This window comes from Marinobacter sp. L-80, from assembly GCF_056859395.1.
The window spans coordinates 52453-69595 of record NZ_JBSXOI010000076.1 but is presented as its reverse complement, the minus strand read 5'-3'; the positions used below and the strand labels follow the sequence as shown (position 1 = coordinate 69595).

Below are 17143 nucleotides of genomic sequence, written 5' to 3'. Positions count from 1 at the left end.
CCGCCTTAAACTTTGTCCATGGCCGTGCCTGACACTTTGAGTTCCGCTTGCCGGCCAGTTAGTATCTGCGCATGGGTGCCCGTCGGGGCGCAGTCATAACAGTTGGGAGCCTAGCAACGTGGATGGACTGAAACAGAGAATAATCGGGGCGCTGGTACTTGTTTCCCTGGCGGTTATCTTTGTTCCCATGCTTTTTGATGAGCCTCATTCCGAGCGCACGTCCACAACCATCAAGATTCCGGAAGAGCCGCCTTTCCCTGAAGTGGAAGCGCCCGAATCGGAATTGGCGCCGGCGCCGTCTTACGGTCTTGAGTCCAGCGATAGCGGCCTGGCAGCACCCTCAAGCGCGCAAGAAGCAGGGGATTCCCCGGGTTATCGTATCCTCGAAGAGGCGCCTGGCCAGGATGAGATGCAGGACGTAACCGATTCGTCCGATGCTGCCCAGCCCGAGAGCGGCAACGCTCAGGAATCCACCAATGAGCCGGCTCAGACATCTGAACAGACCTCGGAGAATGCTGCCACAGAAGCTGCAGAGTATGAGCGGTCGCTGGATGGCGCCTGGGTGGTGCAGTTGGGCAGCTTTGGCAATGCCGACAACGCCCGACGCTTGAGAGATCAGGTCCGGGAAAAGGGCTATGGCTCGCATCTTCAGGAGGTTGTCCGCGGCGACACAACGCTGACAAGGGTCTTCAGCGGGCCCTTTGCGTCAAAAACCGAGGCCGAATCCGCCAAAAGGGCTCTGGACGATGCCTTTGGTCTTAACAGTCTGGTGACCTCCGGCGAAAAATAACGCCCGGGGTCCGGTTTATGTGTGTCTTGCGGTTTGGCGAACCGGGGTTTCCTGATAGAATTCGCGCTTCCTTTTCTCCACCGGGTTTTCAATGGAAGCGCTGATCTGGATTGACTGGGTCATTATCGCCCTGATTACAGTTTCCACCCTCATCAGTCTGAAACGGGGCTTTGTACGGGAAGCCCTCTCGCTGGTGACCTGGGTGGGCGCGTTTATCCTGGCCAGAACCTTCCACCCCCAGATGCAGTCCCTGCTGGAGAGCACGGTTGAAACACCGCTTGTCCGGCTTATTGCTGCTTTTGCCATACTTTTCTTTGGAACGCTCATCGTCGGTGCCATCATCAACAACATGATCGGTCATCTGATTCGGGCCACCGGCTTGTCGGCCACCGATCGGGTGCTTGGGATGGGGTTTGGCCTTTTGCGGGGCGTGGTGGTGGTGATCGTTGCGATTGCATTTACCCGTTACACACCGCTGGCCCAGGATACCTGGTGGCGCACCTCGATCATCATTGATCGTCTGGCGGTAGTGGAAGACTGGTCCAGACGGACGCTGGGCGATGAATTTGCGCGCTTTCTTGGGCCTGCGCCTGAAAACGCGCCGGAACCGGATTCCGTTACAGAGCAGGAAGGCGTGGAACCCGCGTCCGTGTCCCGCTAACATTCAGTTTTAACACTCGGAGATACACTTATCCATGTGTGGCATTGTCGGCATCGTCAGTACTTCCAACGTCAATCAGTCGCTCTATGATGCGCTGACTGTACTTCAGCACCGGGGCCAGGACGCGGCGGGCATTGTGACATTTCAGGATGAACGGTTTTTCCTCCGCAAGGACAATGGCCTGGTACGGGATGTTTTCCATACCCGTCATATGCGTCGTCTGGTGGGCAACGTGGGTATAGGCCACGTGCGCTATCCGACTGCCGGGAGTTCCAGCTCCGCCGAAGCCCAGCCCTTCTATGTAAACAGCCCGTATGGCATTACCCTGGCTCACAACGGCAACCTGACCAATGCTGATGATCTCAGCAAGGACCTGTTCCGGACCGATCTGCGCCACATCAACACGAACTCCGACTCGGAAGTGCTGTTGAACGTGTTCGCCCATGAATTGCAGAAGCTTGGCAAGCTGGACCCGACCAAGGATGAGATTTTTTCTGCGGTGAGCGCGGTTCACAAGCGCTGCCGGGGTGCCTACGCCGTCATTGCGATGATTACCGGCTATGGCATTGTTGGCTTCCGGGACCCGAATGGTATCCGGCCTGCCTGCTACGGTGAACGCACCGACGAGAATGGCCGCAAGGAATACATGATTGCCTCTGAAAGCGTTGCCCTGAACGCAGCGGGCTACACCCTCGTGCGCGATATTGCCCCGGGCGAGGCGGTCTATATCGAAACTGACGGTACCCTCTACACCCGCCAGTGCGCCGAGCAGCCGCATCTGTACCCGTGCATTTTCGAACATGTGTATTTCGCCCGGCCTGACTCCATCATAGACAAGGTGTCCGTTTACAAGGCTCGCCTGCGCATGGGCGAAACCCTCGCGGAGAAAGTGCTCCGCGAGACACCGGATCACGATATCGACGTTGTCATGCCGATTCCGGACACCAGCCGAACGTCGGCCATGCAGATGGCGCATCGTCTGGGGGTGAAATTCCGGGAAGGCTTTATCAAAAACCGCTACATCGGCCGGACATTTATCATGCCGGGCCAGAAAATGCGCAAGAAATCGGTCCGACAGAAGCTTAACCCGATCGATCTGGAGTTTCGTGGCAAAAACGTGATGCTGGTGGATGATTCCATCGTTCGCGGTACAACCTGCAAGGAAATCGTCCAGATGGCTCGGGATGCCGGTGCCTGTAAGGTCTATTTTGCGTCTGCGGCGCCTCCAGTTCGCTACCCGAACGTGTATGGTATCGACATGCCCTCCGCCAGTGAGCTGATTGCCCACGGGCGCACCGTAGAGCAAATCCGGGAACTGATTGGTGCCGACTGGCTGCTCTATCAGGATCTGGAGGACCTTATAACCTGCGTCAGTGAAGTGAACGATGACATTGAGGGATGGGAGTGCTCGGTATTCACTGGCGATTATGTGACCGGTGATGTCGATGAAGCGTATCTGAGCCGCATTGACGGCTTGCGCAATGACGAAAAGCGATCCGAAAGTGCCGGTGGTGCTGACGGGGACAATGGCATTATCGACTTGCATAACGACGAAGACTGAACGCCGCTTTCAGGCAGGAGATGTAGATGACTTTTCGCCGCGAAGAAACTGTCTGGATCCCGGAGTCCGACCTGGACGGGATGTCCGTGGACACCCTGGCCGTGAGGGCAGGGCAGATCCGCACCGGGCAGCTTGAGCACAGCGACGCGATATTCCCCACGTCCAGCTTCGTTTATGGCAGCGCGGCCCAGGCGGCGGCGCGATTTGGCGGCGAAGAGCCCGGAAACATCTACTCCAGGTTTACCAACCCTACGGTCCAGGCGTTTGAAGGTCGGATCGCGGCCATGGAAGGCGGTGAACGTGCCGTCGCCACCGCATCCGGTATGTCTGCGATCCTGAGCACCTGCATGGCGCTACTGAAGAGCGGCGATCATGTGATCTGCTCCCGGGGTGTGTTCGGCACCACCAACGTGTTGTTCCAGAAATACATGGCACGTTTCGGGGTGGAAACCACGTTTGTCAGTCTGACGGATATGGAAGAGTGGCAGGCTTCGATCCGTCCCGAAACCCGGATGCTGTTTATTGAAACGCCGTCCAATCCGCTGTGCGAAGTGGCCGATATGGAGATCCTGGGGCAGCTGGCAAGAGACAACGACGCCCTGTTCGTAGTCGATAACTGCTTCTGCACGCCGGTGCTCCAGCGCCCGCTGGAGCAGGGCGCAGACATCGTGATTCACTCGGCGACAAAATATCTGGATGGTCAGGGTCGCTGCGTGGGAGGCGTCGTGGTCGGATCAGAGAAGATGATGGAAGAGGTCTATGGCTTCCTTCGTTCGGCCGGCCCCACCATGAGCCCCTTCAACGCCTGGGTGTTTCAGAAGGGCCTGGAAACCTTACCAATTCGTATGCGCGCCCACTGTGACAATGCGTTAGAGTTGGCCCTGTGGCTGGAGCAACAGCCGGCAGTTGAACGTGTTTTCTATGCCGGGCTCCAGAGTCATCCGCAACATGAGCTGGCGAAAAAGCAGCAGACCGGATTTGGTGGTGTGCTGTCGTTCCAGCTCAAGGGTGCGCGGGAGGAGGCATGGCGCTTCATCGATGGCACCCGGATGATCTCCATCACCGCAAACCTCGGTGACGTCAAGACCACGATCACCCACCCGGCCACAACCACTCACGGGCGACTATCCCCGGAGGATAAGGCGCGGGCCGGGATCACGGAGAATCTGGTACGGATTTCCGTGGGGATCGAAGCCGTAGAAGACCTGAAAACCGATCTTGAACGCGGCTTTCAGGCGCTTCGGAACGAAAGCACCGATAACGTCTGAGCATTCATGGCCGAATCTGCAAAAGCGAAGAAAGCACCACAGGAACTGACAGAGAAGCAGCAGCGCTTTCGCCGGCTGGCCGCCCAGGGCGCTCGCGAAGGCGCCGTCATCGCGCTTATTGCCCTTTGCATCTACCTTTCCATGGCACTGGTTACCTTTAGCCCGTCAGATCCGGGCTGGGCCAGTATCGGTCATGACACCAGCGTGCAGAATTATGCGGGCCGCACTGGTGCCTGGCTCGCCAGCCTTTTCATGGATTTCTTCGGCCACGTTGCCTATCTGTTCCCGGTCATGATTGCGGGATACGCGTTGATGCTCATCCGTCGGCGTAACGATTCCCTGGATCTGCACTGGCCACTCTTCATGATGCGCTTCGGTGGCTTCTTGCTGATTCTTCTCTCGGCAACCAGTCTGTTGTCACTGTATTCCGTGTTTGGTCTGGGGGCGTCCTCGGGCGGAGTCCTTGGAACGGCTGTTGCCGACGCTATGGTGCGGTTTTTCAACCTGCCGGCAACAACCCTGCTGCTGATTGCCATTTTCCTGTTCGCGTTAACGGTTACTACCGGTCTCTCCTGGTTCTGGCTGATGGATCAGGTGGGCGGTTTGACTCTCAGAACGGGCCTTGCCATCAAAGGCCTTTTCAAAGGCAAGCCCAAGTCGGAAAAGCCAGAGCCCAAAGCAGAACCGAAAGCTGAGCCACCTGTGGTCAAGGACCGTGTGCCGGCCATGGACAGCAAACGGCAAAAAGCAGATGCCGACAAACCATGCTGGTGGCAACGGATTCCAGGCTTTGGGCCGAAGAAGCCAAAAGCCCCGAAGCCCGAGTCGAAGCCAGAAACCGGTCGAAAAGAGCCCGCGTTGGATGGTCTCTCTGCCGAAGTTGACCCGGAACCTGCAAGGCTCGAAAGCTTCAGTTCACGGGATGAGGCTCCTGTCGCTAACGGGAAACCCGCCAAACCCGAGGCATCTCCTCAGTCTGCCGGACGGTCGCTGAAGATTTCGCCCTTCAAGAAGGACGAACAGCCGACCCAGTCCAAAGACAAGGGCAACAAGCAGCCTTCATTGCTGGAAGATATTGAAAGCCCGATTCCACCGATTTCTCTTCTGGACCCGCCGGAGGAGCATAAGGAAAGAGGCTACTCCGAAGAATCCCTGGAACATATGTCACGGCTGCTAGAGGAAAAGCTGGGGGATTTCGGGGTATCCGTTGAAGTAGTCGAGGTCAATCCCGGCCCGGTCATTACCCGGTTTGAGATCAAGCCGGCTCCAGGTGTGAAGGTCAGCAAGATTTCCAACCTCGCAAAGGACCTGGCCCGCTCACTGGCGGTACTGAGCGTTCGGGTAGTCGAGGTGATTCCTGGCAAGTCTGTGGTCGGTATCGAGATTCCCAACGAAGAACGGGAAATGGTCCGGCTCAGTGAAGTGCTTGGCGCGCGGGTGTTTCAGGAGTCGAACTCACCGCTGACCCTGGCACTGGGTAACGACATTGGCGGCAACCCGATGGTTGCCAATCTCTCCAAAATGCCGCACCTGCTGGTGGCGGGCACCACCGGTTCCGGTAAATCGGTCGGCGTCAATGCCATGCTGCTCAGCATGCTGCTGAAGGCAGGCCCGGAAGAGGTCCGCTTTATCATGGTGGACCCCAAGATGCTTGAACTGAGCATCTACGACGGCATTCCGCACCTGCTGGCGCCGGTGGTCACCGACATGAAGGAGGCGGCCAACGCACTACGCTGGTGTGTCGCTGAAATGGAGCGCCGGTACAAGCTCATGGCCAGCCTCGGGGTCCGTAACCTGGCGGGCTACAACCGCAAGATCAAAGACGCCAGGGCCGCCGGTGAACCATTACTGGACCCGTTCTGGAAGCCGGACGAATACCTTGCCAACGACGAGCAGGAGCGCCCCGAGCTGGACACTCTTCCCTTCATCGTCGTGGTGATTGATGAATTCGCCGACATGATGATGATCGTCGGCAAGAAAGTTGAGGAACTGATTGCCCGGATCGCGCAAAAGGCGCGGGCGGCCGGTATTCACTTGATCCTTGCCACCCAGCGGCCATCGGTGGATGTAATCACCGGCCTGATCAAGGCCAACATTCCGACCCGGATGTCGTTCCAGGTCTCGTCCAAGATCGATTCGCGTACGGTGCTGGATCAGGGTGGTGCCGAGCAGCTCCTGGGGCATGGTGACATGCTTTACCTGCCACCGGGTTCGGGTCTGCCAGTACGAGTGCATGGTGCGTTTGTGGATGACGATGAGGTCCATCGCGTGGTGAGTGCCTGGAAAGCTCGGGGTGAGCCCGTATACGTGGACGATGTTCTCAATGGTGCTGAAGGCGAGAGCCTGCCGGGCGTTCCCAACCTCTCGGAAGGAGGCGGGGATAGTGAAGGGGATGCCCTTTACGACGAGGCCGTTGCGTTCGTTACCGAAGGGCGGCGCGTTTCGATTTCTTCGGTACAGCGAAAATTCAAGATCGGGTACAACCGGGCAGCGAACCTGGTTGATGCCATGGAAGCATCCGGCGTGGTAAGCGCCGCAGGCCACAACGGGGCACGTGAAGTTCTGGCTCCGCCGCCACCCAGAGATTAGGAGTAACAAGCAATGGGACGATCTTTTGTGAAATGCCTGGCCACCCTGGTCATGGCGGTGTTTATTGCCGGCCCTCTGAGTGCGAGTGAGGGCAGCGATAGCGCGAACGAGTTGGCCTCGTTGCTGAAGGGCTACGAGTCCTACCAGGCGGATTTTATCCAGATTGTTGTTAACGAGAATGGCAACAAGGTTCAGGAAACCCGTGGCTCCCTGAAGGCCAAGCGCCCCGGGCTGTTCTACTGGGAGACCAGTGCGCCTTTGTCGCAGTTTATTGTCAGTAATGGCGAAACCGTGGAGGTTTACGATCCGGACCTGGAACAGGTCACGATCCACAATCTCGACGATCGAGTGCAATCCACACCCGCGCTTTTACTGAGCGGTGAGGTGGATAATCTGGAGGATACCTACAGGGTGTCCGGTCGCCAGATAGGCGACAACACCCGTGAATTTACTCTGGAGCCAAGAAGCCCGGACTCCCTCTTTACGTCCCTCAGGCTGACGTTCTTCAAGGGTGAGCTCCAGGAGATGCGTATGCAGGATTCTCTGGCACAGCTCAGCGTACTGAGTTTCGACCGGATCAGGCTGAACGAACCGGTTGAAGCGGGTGCGTTCACCCTCGACTATCCGGAGGGTGTGGATATTATCCGGGACGGGGCCTGATGCAGGACAGTCTGTTCGCGGAATCCGCGGGCTTTCGGCCGCTGGCCGCGAGAATGCGGCCGGCAAGCCTGAATGACTATGTGGGCCAGGCTCATCTGGTCGGGCCCGGCAAACCGCTGCGGCGCGCTGTTGAGCAGGGCCAGCTTCACTCGATGATCCTCTGGGGCCCTCCCGGAGTCGGTAAAACCACCTTCGCCCAACTACTGGCCAATGTCAGCGATCTCAGTTTCGAGACGGTTTCGGCCGTACTGAGCGGTGTGAAAGAGATCCGGGCCGTTGTTGAGCGGGCACGTAATCGCAAGCAGTCACAAGGTCGGGACACTCTGTTGTTCGTGGATGAAGTTCACCGCTTCAACAAAAGCCAGCAGGACGCGTTTCTTCCCCACATTGAAGACGGTACCTTCATCTTCGTTGGTGCGACCACTGAGAATCCCTCTTTTGAGCTGAACAGTGCGTTGCTTTCCAGAACACGTGTCTACGTGCTCAAGAACCTTGAGGAAGAGGACATCCTTCAGTTGCTACGCCGCGCGCTGACAGTTGATGAAGGATTTGGTGGACGCCTGCGAGTTGATGAAGACGTGCTGACCCTGATGGCGGCCGCGTCTGGTGGCGATGCCCGCCGTGCTCTCAATATCCTGGAAGTGGCGGCTGACCTGGCAGAGCCGGATGAGGCCGGCACGGATCGGGTAACGGCGGATCAGCTTGAGCAGGTCATGCAGACCAGCCTCCGCCGGTTCGACAAGGGCGGTGACGTATTCTACGACCAGATCTCAGCGTTGCATAAATCCGTTCGCGGATCAGATCCGGACGGCTCGCTGTATTGGCTGTGCCGGATGCTCGATGGCGGCTGTGATCCGCTCTACGTTGCCCGCCGTCTGGTACGGATAGCCAGTGAGGACATCGGTAATGCCGATCCGCGGGCCCTGCAGCTAAGCATGGAAGCCTGGGACGCTCAGGAACGCCTGGGGTCTCCAGAAGGGGAGCTGGCGCTGGCCCAGGCGGTGACCTACCTGGCCCTGGCGCCCAAGAGCAACGCGGTTTACAACGCCTTCAATCGGTGTATGGCCGACATCCGCCAGGACCCGGACTATGAAGTGCCGGTACACCTGCGTAATGCACCCACCAAGCTGATGAAAAGCATGGGCCATGGGGATACTTATCGGTACGCTCATGATGAACCCGAAGCCTTCGCCGCCGGGGAGTCCTACCTGCCCGAGGCCATTCATGAGCGCCGCTACTACGAGCCCGTAAACCGCGGTCTCGAGATAAAACTGGCTGAAAAACGCCAGCGTCTGGATTCCCGCAACGCCGAAAGCCCCCGCAAACGCTACACCTGAGCCTTTTTTCGGCGGTAGCCACGAGCGCCAGTGCAGGTATAATGGCCAGTCATTCAAAACATCGCTAACCGGAAGATTCAGGATAATCATGCTCGATCCCAAACGTGTCCGCACCCAGACAGAAGAGATCGCCCGTCGGCTGACCATCAAGAATTTTGAATTCGATACCGCCACCTTCGAGCAGCTTGAGGAACGCCGCCGCGCCCTTCAGGTAAGCACGGAAAACCTGCAGAGCGAGCAGAACAAACGGTCCAAATCAATCGGGAAAGCCAAGGCAGCCGGCGAGGACATCCAACCGCTGCTGGATGAGGTGGAAGATCTGAAGAAAAAGAGATCCGAAGCTGAAGACGAGCTCCGTTCGTTGCAGGAGGAGCTCAACGGCTTTCTGGCCGGAATCCCGAACCTTCCGGACGAAGATGTGCCTGCTGGTGAGAGCGAAGACGACAACGTCGAGATTCGAATCTGGGGCACGCCCAAGACCTTTGATTTCGAGCCCAAAGACCACGTTGCCCTTGGCGAGGGTCTGAAAGGCCTGGACTTCGAGACCGCGACCCGCCTGGCCCACTCGCGGTTTGCTGTCATGCGAGGGCCGGTGGCACGGTTACACAGGGCTCTGGCCCAGTTCATGCTGGATTTGCACACCCGTGAACATGGCTACCTGGAGACCTACGTACCTTACCTCGTGAATGCTGATAGCCTCTATGGCACGGGCCAGTTGCCCAAGTTTGAGGAGGATCTGTTCAAAACCGAGGGCGAACACCCGCTTTATCTGATTCCAACCGCGGAAGTACCTGCCACCAATCTGGTCTCAGATTCCATCCTTGATGCCGCAGAGTTGCCACTGCAGATGGTCTGTCATACACCGTGTTTCCGCAGTGAGGCCGGCTCCTACGGCCGGGATACCCGCGGCATGATCCGTCAGCATCAGTTCGATAAGGTTGAACTCGTGCATGTCGTTCGTCCCGCCGATTCCGACGCCGCCCTGGAGGCGCTCACCGGGCACGCGGAAAAGGTTCTGCAAATGCTGGAGCTGCCTTATCGCGTCGTTGTACTGTGTGGTGGCGACATGGGCTTTTCGGCGGCCAAGACCTACGATCTGGAAGTCTGGTTGCCGGGACAGGACAAGTTCCGCGAAATTTCATCCTGCTCCAACACACGTGATTTCCAGGCACGCCGCATGCATGCGCGTTGGCGTAACCCGGAAACCGGTAAGCCGGAACCTGTGCATACGCTGAACGGTTCAGGTCTTGCGGTTGGCCGTGCGCTGATTGCGGTTATGGAGAATTACCAGCAGGCAGACGGCAGCATTGTGGTTCCGGAGGTTCTCAGGCCGTACATGGGAGGCGTCGACATAATCCAATGAGTGATCAGCAACAAAGTGCGCCAGGGAAGGGCGTTGGTGCAACCCCTGCACCGGTAAGGTACAGGGTAAACCCGGTGACCTCGAACCCGAACACATCAGCGGGCGAAGTGGCCCTCGTCGGGGCCGGGCCGGGCGACCCTGAACTGCTGACACTCAAAGCCTGGAGGCTGATTACGTCCGCCGAAGTGGTGCTTTACGATCGCCTGGTGTCGCCGGAAATACTGGCCATGATTCCAGACACTGCCGAGATGATTCATGTTGGCAAGCAGCGGGCCAACCACACCTTGCCTCAGGACCAGATCAATCAACGATTGGTGGATCTGGCCAGGCAGGGTCGGAAGGTGGTCCGTCTCAAGGGCGGAGACCCTTTTATCTTCGGGCGCGGGGGCGAAGAAATTGAAACTCTGGCCGACGCAGGCGTACGCTTTCAGGTGGTGCCGGGTATAACCGCCGCTTCCGGCTGCGCGGCCTACGCCGGAATCCCACTCACCCATCGGGATTATGCCCAGTCAGTCCGGTTCGTGACCGGCCATCTGAAGAATGATACCTGCGATCTACCCTGGAAGGACTTTGTCCAGAACAACCAGACCCTGGTGTTCTACATGGGGCTGGTTGGCCTGCCGATTATCTGCCGGCAGTTGGTCGCCCACGGTATGTCCCAGGAAATGCCCGTGGCGTTGGTCTCGAAGGGGACAACGAGGGATCAGCGCGTGGTTACAGGGAATCTCTGCAACATCGTTGAAAGAGTAGAGGCGGAAGCGGTCCAGCCGCCAACACTGGTTATTATCGGCCAAGTAGTCGCGCTGAGAGAAAGGCTGGACTGGATAGGTGGGGTAATAAAAACGGGGAGCTGAGGCTCCCCGTTTGGTATCCGGCTCCGATCAGCCGATCTTGCGCTTGGGAAGTACGTCTTTCAGCTTGTCGCGCATATCCCGAATCGCCTTTTCCGTGGTCGGCCAGTCAATGCAGGCGTCTGTCACAGAGACACCGTACTTCAGATCCGTCAGGTTCTCGGGGATCGACTGGTTACCCCAATTGATGTTGCTTTCCACCATCAGGCTCTGGATCGAGGTGTTACCTTCCAGGATCTGGTGAGTGACATCCTGCATGACCAGCGGCTGAATGGCCGGATCCTTGCTGGAGTTGGCATGGCTGCAGTCAATCATCATCGACTTGCGCAGGCCTGCTTTATCCAGCGCCTGTTCGCAGAGGGCGACGCTCACCGAATCGTAGTTGGGTTTGCCACCGCCACCGCGCAGAACAACGTGGCCGTAGTTATTGCCCTTGGTGCGGATAATCGCTACCTGCCCCTGCTGGTCGATGCCCAGGAAACTGTGCGGGTGAGACACGGACTTCATGGCGTTCACCGCAACGTCCAGGCTGCCGTCGGTGCCGTTCTTGAAACCGATCGCCATTGACAGGCCGCTGCTCATCTCGCGGTGAGTCTGTGACTCGGTAGTACGGGCGCCGATGGCGGACCAGGCAATGGTGTCCTGCAGGTACTGCGGGGAGATCGGATCCAGCGCTTCGGTGGCTGCGGGCAGGCCAAGCTCGTTGATATCCAGCAGCAGACGACGACCGATGTGAAGGCCCTGCTCAATATCAAAGGTGTCGTTCAGGTGCGGATCGTTGATGAGGCCTTTCCAGCCAACTGTTGTGCGAGGCTTCTCGAAATAGACACGCATAACGATCAGCAGCGTGTCGCTGACTTCATCGGCAAGCTTCTTCAGGCGCGCGGCGTAATCTCTCGCAGCTTCAACATCGTGAATGGAGCAGGGGCCCACCACGACGAATAGCCGGTGGTCCTTGCCATCCATGATGTCATAGATCGCCTGGCGGCCCTTTGAGACGGTTTCTGCGGCCTTGTCGGAGAGCGGCATCTCCTTCTTCAGCGCTTCAGGAGTGATCAGTGCTTCCTGGCTCGCCACATTCAGATTCTCTAGTTTGTTGCCCGACATGTTGTTCTGCTTCCCCGATTCTGATCGTTGCAGCCCTGGTGGACGATAGAATATGCCAACAGGGTTGCAGATTAACGCGAATAGCGCCGGTGCACGGTTGCGGTAAACCCCGGCGAGTTGGTTATACTGCGTTATTTACAGGGCCTTTTCAACGCTTCTTAAGTACGGGGAACGGATGTCGCAAAACAGGCAGAGACCGGAGGATGTGCCTTCCGTTGCAGCGGTTTCAGGCAAGATTGACGATGTCCTGGCCGGCATTCATGTTCCTGACCTTCCATACCCGGCTGGCAAGCTCGAACCAGACGCCGTCAGCGACTGGCGCCCACTGCTGGTTTCCTGCTGGTCCGAACAGCGTGACGAGCGGGTTACCCATGTTATCCGCTCTGTTCATCTGGAGTGGTCAGCCCGACAGGTGAACGCCGCCTATGTGGCTGACCGCATCATGGACGTGTTCCTGAAGACGAGCGGCCTGCATCCGAGCCTCGCCCGCCGGGTGGCAAGGCTGCGCTTCTATCTTGCCTGGCGCATGAATCTGGAGGGCAAGAAAGCCTTCAGCAAGGCGCTACTGGAGTGGCTGGACAGCCTTCAGGAGTGGCGCGGCTGGAGTGATTCCGGAGGCCGTTCCGCCAAGGTTCTGATGGATCAGCTGGATTCGCTGGTTATCGCCGTTTCCGCGAGTTTTGAATCCGGCAAGACGGAGCCGGTGAACGAATTCTGTCATCGCTGGCAGGAAGACGCCGGGAAGAGGAATGCCCAGGTTGGAAAGCTCCGCCAACGGCTGCTGGAAACCGAGCAGGGCGCTGCAAAGCAGCGCAAGGCAGAGCAGTCTTCCCGGGCATTGATCGGTCGGGCTCTCCAGGGGCGCAAGCTGCCGCTTCCGATCGTCCGCTTTATACTTGATCACTGGCAGGGTCTGCTGAAACAGTCGATCTGGGATTCCGGTCTCGACGGAGAGAACCTGCGACATGGCAGCAAGTTGCTGGAATGGCTGGTCTGGATTGGTGATCCGTCGCTTTCCGACAAGGACCGTAATCGGCTCTATCACGTGGGCGAACAGATCGGTGATCGGATCCTTGATGTCTGGAAACGGGTTTTTAATGAATCACTGCCTGCGGAGTCCCTGTCCGGGATCGAATCCGCTATGGTTTCCAGGCTGAGAGGAGAGGCGCCGGATCTTGTGGATGCCCTGCCGGCGGCGGGGAGCTTCCACTGGGACAGCACCTGGCTCAGCTTCGAAGTGCCCGCGGCAGAAGCTTTTGAACCGTATGAGGGGCAATGGTTTGTCGAGGGCGAGGGTGTCGCAGAGCAGCGCCGTTACTTCTATGCGTTCTTGCCGGAGTCGGCAGAAATCCTCTGGACCAACGGCGCCGGCGTGAAACTGGGGCTGCAGACCTGGGGCGAGTTTCAGAGGGCCCTTGAGCAGGAGCAGATCCGGCCATTGCCGCAGCTCACGCCGTTCGGAACGGTGTTGGCAGAAACCGTGGAACTGCTTGCCCGTGTCTGCGAGAAGCAGCGTCGGCAGAGGGAGCAGGCGGCGGAAGCTGCCAGGCTGCGTGCCGAGGAATTGAGGCGGGAAAAAGAAGCCGCGGAAGAACGGCGCAGAGCTGAGGAAGCGGAGCGTGAAGCCGAGCTTGAGCGCCAGCGGCAAGCCGATGAAGAGCAACGACTCGCCGATGAACAGGCTGAAAAGGAACGGATCCGGAAGGAAAGAACACTGCTGGCCGAGAAACAGGTGGATGCTATCAAGCTTGGTGGCTGGATTGTCGTTGAACCCGATGAAACGTCTGATGAACCTGCCCGTCTGAAACTGGCCGTGCGCATCAATGCGTCGAGAAAGCTCGTGTTTGTGGACCGTCTGGGCCTGAACAGGCGCGAATTTCTCGAGGACGCCCTGGTTGAGGGGATTGTCGGAGGACGGATCCGGGTTCTGGGAACCTCCGCGGAATTCGACGACACCCTTAGCAGGGTAGTCGGGCGGATTCGCGTTGGCCGCAACTGATATTGCCGAAGCAGGAAAAACAATAATGACAGATAATGACTATAGCTTTGGAACCCGGAATGAGCCGCCCGTTGATCAGGACAATCGGGCAGATTACCGTCTTACGGCGCGAGCCAGGGCAATACTCGAGCTTGAGTCCGGCTTGCCGGAAGAAACCGGAGCCGAGGAGCGGGACCTTGTCTGCGGTATTCGTGATATTTCGGCCAGTGGCCTTTGCCTGACAGCTGACGAACCCCTTTCCCTGGGGGCCCTGCTGCCGGCGAGCGTATTTCTTGGTAACCATGCCCAGCCTTTCGGTCTGATGGTCGAAGTGGTCTGGTGTCGACCCAACGAGTCGAGCTTTCTGGTGGGGGCGCGAATCATTGAGTCTGACGAAACCGCATACGTCGAGTGGGTGGAGGCCGTGGCCTCGGCGATGGCCCAGGATTGACTCTTGTCCGTGCAATCCAACGAAAAGAGCCGGCATAACGCCGGCTCTTTTACGTTCGGGGAGGGTGAGACTTACTCTTCAAGTTCACCCATTCCGGTAATGTTGAAGCCGCCGTCCACGTACATGATCTCGCCGGTAATACCGGAGGACATATCAGAGCCGAGGAATGCAGCAGCATTACCCACTTCGTCGATGGTGACGTTTCGCCGCAGCGGCGCACGCCTGGCATTTTCGGCCAGCATCTTACGGAAGCTCTTGATGCCAGAGGCGGCCAGGGTCTTGATCGGACCCGCGGAAATGCCATTCACACGAATGCCGTCCCGGCCCAGGCTGGCGGCCATGTAGCGAACATTGGCTTCCAGGGAAGCCTTGGCCAAGCCCATCACATTGTAGTTCTGCAGAACCTTCTCAGCGCCCAGGTAGCTCAGGGTAATCAGCGAGCTGCCTTCATGCATCATGCCGCGGGCACCCTTGGCCAGCGCGACAAAGCTGTAGGAGCTGATATCGTGGGCAATGCGGAAGCCATCACGGGTGGTCACGTCGACGTAGTTGCCGTCCAGCTCGTGTCCAGGCGCATAGCCGACAGCATGCACAATGATGTCGATGTTGTCCCAGTGCTTGCCCAGCTCTTTGAAGACGTTTTCAATTTCTTCGTCGCTTGCGACATCGCAGGGGAAAGTCAGCTTGCTTCCCCACTGTTCGGCGAACTTCTCAACCCGTGGCTGAAGTTTTTCATTCTGGTAGGTAAACGCCAGTTCGGCACCCTCGCGGGCGAAGGCCTCGGCGATACCGTAAGCAATGGACAGTTTGCTGGCTACGCCAACGATCAGTGCTTTCTTGCCACTGAGGATTCCCATGGGTCGTTCTCCCTGTGTTCCTGATTTGCGAGCATTATCCCTGAGTGCTCTGGTCGGGGTAACGCTCAAATAGTCGTAGTTGGTTTCTGGTAAAAGAACGCGGCGTTCAGCAGTTCACGGGTGTACTCCGCCTGCGGTGCATCGAAAATCCTGGCCGCGTCACCATATTCCACGATCCGGCCATGCTGCAGCACCAGCAGCTTATGGCTCAGGGCGCGCACCACAGCCAGGTCATGGCTGATAAAGATATAGCTTAGACCATAACGGGTCTGGATAGCCCTCAACAGTTCAATGACCTGCTTCTGCACGGTGCGGTCCAGGGCGGATGTGGGTTCGTCCAGAATGATCAGGTCGGGCTGCAGCACCAGAGCCCGGGCGATGGCAATGCGTTGGCGCTGGCCGCCAGAGAATTCGTGTGGATAACGATGCCGTGCCTCCGGATCAAGGCCAACGTCGGTGAGCGCGCGAATCACTTTGCTGTCGTGTTCGGCTGCGTTTTCCGCGTCGTGGATCTCCAGCCCTTCGCGGACAATTTCGGCAATGGACATTCTGGGACTGAGGCTGCCAAACGGATCCTGAAAGACAATCTGCACGCGCCTTCGCCAGGGCCTGAAATCCTTCTGGTTAAGAAACGCCAGCTCCTCGCCCGCGAGGCGGATACTTCCGGTACTGGCGGTAAGCTTCAGCAGCGCATGGCCGATGGTGGTTTTGCCGCTGCCACTTTCCCCGACGATTCCGAGCGTTTCGCCGCGATTGAGCTGGAAATCGGCGCCCTGCACAGCGTGAAAGGATTCCTTCACCTTGCCCAAAAGGCTCTTTCGTATCGGGAAACGCACGTCCAGTCGCTCAACAGCCAGCAACGGTTCTGCACGTTTATCGAGGGGTAGGGGCGCCTCCGGGGGCTCGGCATCCAGAAGCTTTCGTGTATAGGGGTGTTGTGGGCTGGCAAACAGGGCATCGGTATCAGCCTCTTCCACGAGTTTGCCATGTTCCATGACAGCCACCCGGTCGGCGTACCGCCGAACGATGGTCAGGTCATGGGTAATCAGAAGAATGGCCATACCCAGTTTCTTCTGAAGGTCCCTGAGCAATTCGAGAACCTGTTTCTGGACGGTTACATCCAGTGCCGTCGTAGGCTCGTCCGCGATAAGGAGATCGGGTTCATTGGCCAGGGCCATGGCGATCATCACCCGCTGCTTTTGCCCCCCCGAAAGTTGGTGGGGATAGGCGCCAAGCTTGCTTTCCGGGTTCTGTATCCCCACGAGTTGCAGCAGCTCCAGACAGCGCTGTTTTGCCTGTGGCCCGCGCATTCCCTTGTGCAGTTCCAGGGTTTCGCCAATCTGCTTTTCCACGGTATGTAGAGGATTAAGGGATGTCATGGGCTCCTGGAATATCATCCCGATCTCCCGGCCGCGGATCTGGCGCATGCGCTTCTCGGTGGCGGCCAGAAGATCTTCATCGCGGTACCGGATCTGCCCGCTGGGGTAGCTGGCGTGCCGCGCATCCAGGAGGCGCAGAATCGACAGTGCCGAAATGGATTTTCCGGAGCCGCTTTCGCCCACCAGTGCGAGGGTCTCGCCTTCACGGATTGCCAGTGACAGGGATTCGACGGCTGGAGGCCCGTGATCAAAACAGATGGAAAGATCGGAAATCTGAAGTAACTGGCTCAT

At 58.1% G+C, this 17143-nt stretch carries 13 protein-coding genes and 1 pseudogene; 11 read left to right on the top strand and 3 right to left on the bottom strand.

What is annotated here, in order from left to right:
• The first annotated feature begins 118 nt into the window (after positions 1–118).
• The 9 genes and pseudogenes from AC13E3_RS18980 to cobA all read left to right on the top strand — a co-directional run.
• Entirely contained in the window at positions 119–790 is a 672-nt protein-coding gene (locus tag AC13E3_RS18980) for an SPOR domain-containing protein (protein WP_008171743.1), read from the top strand.
• 91 nt (positions 791–881) lie between these two features.
• Positions 882–1451: a CvpA family protein gene (locus AC13E3_RS18975; protein ID WP_008171742.1), complete on the top strand. Its 570-nt coding sequence runs from the start codon at positions 882–884 to the stop codon at positions 1449–1451.
• A gap of 34 nt (positions 1452–1485) precedes the next feature.
• Positions 1486–3012 carry an amidophosphoribosyltransferase gene (purF, locus tag AC13E3_RS18970; protein ID WP_092032484.1) on the top strand — a complete coding sequence of 509 codons (1527 nt, stop codon included), beginning with the start codon at positions 1486–1488 and terminating at the stop codon, positions 3010–3012.
• Positions 3013–3038: 26 nt separating this feature from the next.
• Positions 3039–4280, top strand: a complete 1242-nt coding sequence (locus AC13E3_RS18965; RefSeq protein ID WP_008171739.1) for an O-succinylhomoserine sulfhydrylase — start codon at positions 3039–3041, stop codon at positions 4278–4280.
• 6 nt (positions 4281–4286) lie between these two features.
• Entirely contained in the window at positions 4287–6869 is a 2583-nt protein-coding gene (locus AC13E3_RS18960; RefSeq protein WP_008171737.1) for a DNA translocase FtsK, read from the top strand.
• Between the two features lie 12 nt (positions 6870–6881).
• Positions 6882–7529 carry an outer membrane lipoprotein periplasmic chaperone LolA gene (gene lolA, locus AC13E3_RS18955; protein WP_008171735.1) on the top strand — a complete coding sequence of 216 codons (648 nt, stop codon included), beginning with the start codon at positions 6882–6884 and terminating at the stop codon, positions 7527–7529.
• Positions 7529–8866: a replication-associated recombination protein A gene (locus AC13E3_RS18950; RefSeq protein WP_008171733.1), complete on the top strand. Its 1338-nt coding sequence runs from the start codon at positions 7529–7531 to the stop codon at positions 8864–8866. The genes lolA and AC13E3_RS18950 overlap by 1 nt, the downstream gene beginning before the upstream one ends.
• 88 nt (positions 8867–8954) lie before the next feature.
• Positions 8955–10229, top strand: a complete 1275-nt coding sequence (serS, locus tag AC13E3_RS18945) for a serine--tRNA ligase (RefSeq protein ID WP_288365511.1) — start codon at positions 8955–8957, stop codon at positions 10227–10229.
• A pseudogene (cobA, locus tag AC13E3_RS18940) lies at positions 10142–11083 on the top strand (uroporphyrinogen-III C-methyltransferase); the annotation flags it as partial. The gene serS and the pseudogene cobA, both read left to right, overlap by 88 nt.
• Positions 11084–11110: 27 nt before the next feature.
• Here cobA and AC13E3_RS18935 read toward each other — a convergent pair.
• Positions 11111–12187 carry a 3-deoxy-7-phosphoheptulonate synthase gene (locus tag AC13E3_RS18935; RefSeq protein ID WP_288365512.1) on the bottom strand — a complete coding sequence of 359 codons (1077 nt, stop codon included), beginning with the start codon at positions 12185–12187 and terminating at the stop codon, positions 11111–11113.
• Positions 12188–12362: 175 nt separating this feature from the next.
• Between AC13E3_RS18935 and AC13E3_RS18930 the strand changes: the two genes are divergently transcribed.
• Together AC13E3_RS18930 and AC13E3_RS18925 are read left to right on the top strand one after the other, a co-directional pair.
• Positions 12363–14186 (top strand): DUF1631 family protein, encoded by a 1824-nt coding sequence (locus AC13E3_RS18930; RefSeq protein WP_482902340.1) that lies wholly within the window; start codon positions 12363–12365, stop codon positions 14184–14186.
• Between the two features lie 25 nt (positions 14187–14211).
• Positions 14212–14616, top strand: coding sequence for a PilZ domain-containing protein (locus AC13E3_RS18925; protein ID WP_008171722.1), 405 nt, complete (start codon positions 14212–14214; stop codon positions 14614–14616).
• A gap of 71 nt (positions 14617–14687) precedes the next feature.
• Here AC13E3_RS18925 and AC13E3_RS18920 read toward each other — a convergent pair whose 3' ends face one another.
• Both AC13E3_RS18920 and AC13E3_RS18915 read right to left on the bottom strand, forming a co-directional pair.
• The gene (locus AC13E3_RS18920) at positions 14688–15473 is read right to left on the bottom strand and encodes an enoyl-ACP reductase FabI (protein WP_008171720.1); all 786 of its coding nucleotides are present in this window, start codon (positions 15471–15473) and stop codon (positions 14688–14690) included.
• A 65-nt stretch (positions 15474–15538) separates the two neighbouring features.
• On the bottom strand, positions 15539–17143 hold the full coding sequence (locus AC13E3_RS18915; RefSeq protein ID WP_273085504.1) for an ABC transporter ATP-binding protein: 1605 nt from the start codon (positions 17141–17143) through the stop codon (positions 15539–15541).